General features: G+C 72.4%; 2 protein-coding genes and 1 pseudogene. All 3 read left to right on the forward strand.

Annotated elements, in window-relative coordinates; genetic code table 11:
* Nucleotides 1–841 (forward strand): annotated as a pseudogene (locus tag E2651_RS42610) (condensation protein); the annotation flags it as partial.
* On the forward strand, nucleotides 838–1,602 hold the full coding sequence (locus tag E2651_RS42615) for a class I SAM-dependent methyltransferase (RefSeq protein WP_135336629.1): 765 nt from the start codon (nucleotides 838–840) through the stop codon (nucleotides 1,600–1,602). The pseudogene E2651_RS42610 and the gene E2651_RS42615, both read left to right, overlap by 4 nt.
* A gap of 16 nt (nucleotides 1,603–1,618) precedes the next feature.
* Nucleotides 1,619–2,508 (forward strand): hypothetical protein (locus E2651_RS42620; protein WP_135336630.1); only part of this gene is annotated, 890 nt, incomplete at its 3' end.

Raw genomic sequence — 2,508 nt, forward strand, 5'->3', positions numbered from 1 at the left:
GCGTACGGCCCCGTCGCCCGCCCCCGAGACGGAACGGGCGCCCGACGACACGCCCTCCGGGTGGGCGCCGCCTGCCCGGGTGTCCAAGGGGACGCCCGAGCCTTCCCCAAGCTCTCAACTTCGTTCGAGCAGGTCAGACCCCATTCCCGGCAACGCCATGCTCGTCGCGGAGCTTGCCGTGCCGCACCGGCCCAAGGGCGCGCCCTTCACCGTGAACGACCAGCTCATGGTGGCGACCGCGCTGATGATCGCGCACTGGAACCGGGAGCACGGATCACGCCCCCGGCCGTTCCGGATCACCATGCCCGTGGACGACCGCCCGCGCGACATGAACATGCCGATCGGGAACGGCACCCGGCTCGTCGAAGTTCCCTTCAGCGCAGGGGAGTTGAGCCGCCGGGAGTGGGGACCCGAGGAAATCGGCGCACTGCTGCGGCGCACCGCCGAACGCACCCGCGCCCTCAAAGCCCTCACCCGTCCCCAACTCGGCTACGGAGCCGCCCTGTTGACCTCACCCGTGCTCCCCGTCACCGTCCGGGCCGCCCTCACCCGCGGCCTGCGCAGAGCCGCCGGACCCTGGACCTCCACCACGCTGCTCAGCAACATCGGCCGCGTGCCGTACCCGCTCGACTTCGGTGACGCCGGACGCGCGTACGCCGTCTGGTTCTCCGCGCCCGCCCGTGTGCCGCGCGGCCTGACCGTGACCACCGCGTCCACGGCGGGCCGCCTGCACCTCGCCCTGCGCTGGTCGAAGACGCTGCTCAGCCATGGCGACGGGGCCCATCTGCGCGACCTCTTCGAGCACTATCTGCACGCCACGGAGGAGGGCACCTCGTCATGACAGCGCCCGCCAGTTCCACCAGGCCCACCGGTTCCACCAGCTCCGCCCCCCGCGACCTGCGGGACTTCTACGAGGACCCGTCCGTACCCGTCGCGTCCGGCGACGCCCGCAGCCTGCGCCAGGCCCGGATGCTCGCCGACGCCATAGGACCCGCCACCGCACGCACCGCCGTCGTCCTCGACATCGGCTGCGGCGACGGTACCGCGGCGGCGACCGCGGCCCCGCTCCTCGCGGGGCACCGCGTCATCGGCGTCGACTGGTCGCAGGACGCCCTCAAGCGCGCCCACTCCCATCTGTCGTACGTCGTACGCGGTGAACTCACCGACGGAGGGCTGCCGTTCGCGGACGGCTCGGCCGACGCCGTGCTGTTCAGCGAGGTCATCGAGCATCTCGTGGACCCCGACAGCGCCCTGGACGAACTGCGCAGAGTCCTCAGGCCAGGGGGTCATCTGATGCTGTCGACGCCGAACCTCGCCGCCTGGTACAACCGCGGACTGCTGCTCGCCGGGGTGCAGCCCGTCTTCTCCGAGGTGAGCCTGCGCGGCATCCACGGCCGTCCGGGCAGCGAGGTCGTGGGGCATCTGCGGCTCTACACCGCGCGCGCCCTGCGGGAGTTCGTCGCCGCGTCCGGTTTCGACGTCGTCCGCGTCGCGGGCGCACCCTTCCACGGCGTACCACGCCCCTTGCGCGCCCTGGACCGGCTCGCCTGCGCGGTGCCGAGCGCCTCGTCGATCCTGCTGCTGCACGCCCGAAGGACCTAGGACCATGTGGTGGGGTGTGGCCGCCGCTCTGCTGGCGAACGTGCTCTACAGCACCGGGTTCGTCCTGGAGAAGCGGGCCCTGACCTCGATGCCGTCCGTCAGCGTGCGAAGCCCGGCGCGGCTGCTCCGGCAGGTGATCAGCAGCCCGCTGTGGCTCGGCGGATCCCTCGCGCTCGCCGCCGGGTTCGGCGCGCAGCTGGCCGTCTACCGGACGCTGCCGATCGCCGCCGCGCAGGGCATCTTCGTATCCGGACTCGTCCTTCTGCTGCTGCTCTCCTCCAAGCTGCTCGGCGAGCAGACCTCCGGGCGCGAGCGGTACGCCGTCGGGGCGATCCTGGCCGCGCTGCTCATGGTGGTGCTTTCGCTGCGGGAGGGCTCGGACACGGTGAGCCGCGGCGCGCCGGTGCCGCTGGTCCTCGCCGTCTGTCTGCCCTCTCTCGCTGCGGGGGTCCTGCTGTACGGGTCCGCCGAGCGCCGGGCCAGGCACCGGCACCGGCTTCCGACGGCCGGCGTCGAGTACGGGGTGGCCGTCGGGCTGCTCTACGGCGTGAGCTCGCTCGCCATCAAGGGCGTATCCAGCTATCTGACGACGGAGGGACTCGGCTCGGCGCTGCTCGACCTGCTGCGCTCCCCGTATCCGTATCTCCTGCTCTTCACCGGCGCATTCGGCCTGATCATGTCGCAGGCGGCGCTGCAGCGCTGCCGGGCCTCGCTCATCGTCCCCGTGTGCACGACGGTCACCGCGCTGTTCACCGCCGTGCTGGGGACCCTCGCCTTCGGCGAGCCGCTGCCGGATGAGCCGCTGCGGCTCGCCCTGCGCATCGCGGGCACGGCGCTCGCGGTGTCCGTGCTGCTCGCCATGCCCAAGCACGACCCCCGACCCGAGCCTCCTGCCCAACCCCCCAC

This window comes from Streptomyces sp. MZ04 (assembly GCF_004684775.1).
Taxonomy (GTDB): Bacteria; Actinomycetota; Actinomycetes; order Streptomycetales; family Streptomycetaceae; genus Streptomyces.

Coding starts and splice junctions, on each gene's coding strand:
- E2651_RS42615 (WP_135336629.1), top strand. CDS start 838: ATGACAGCGCCCGCCAGTTCCACCAGGCCCACCGGTTCCACCAGCTCC.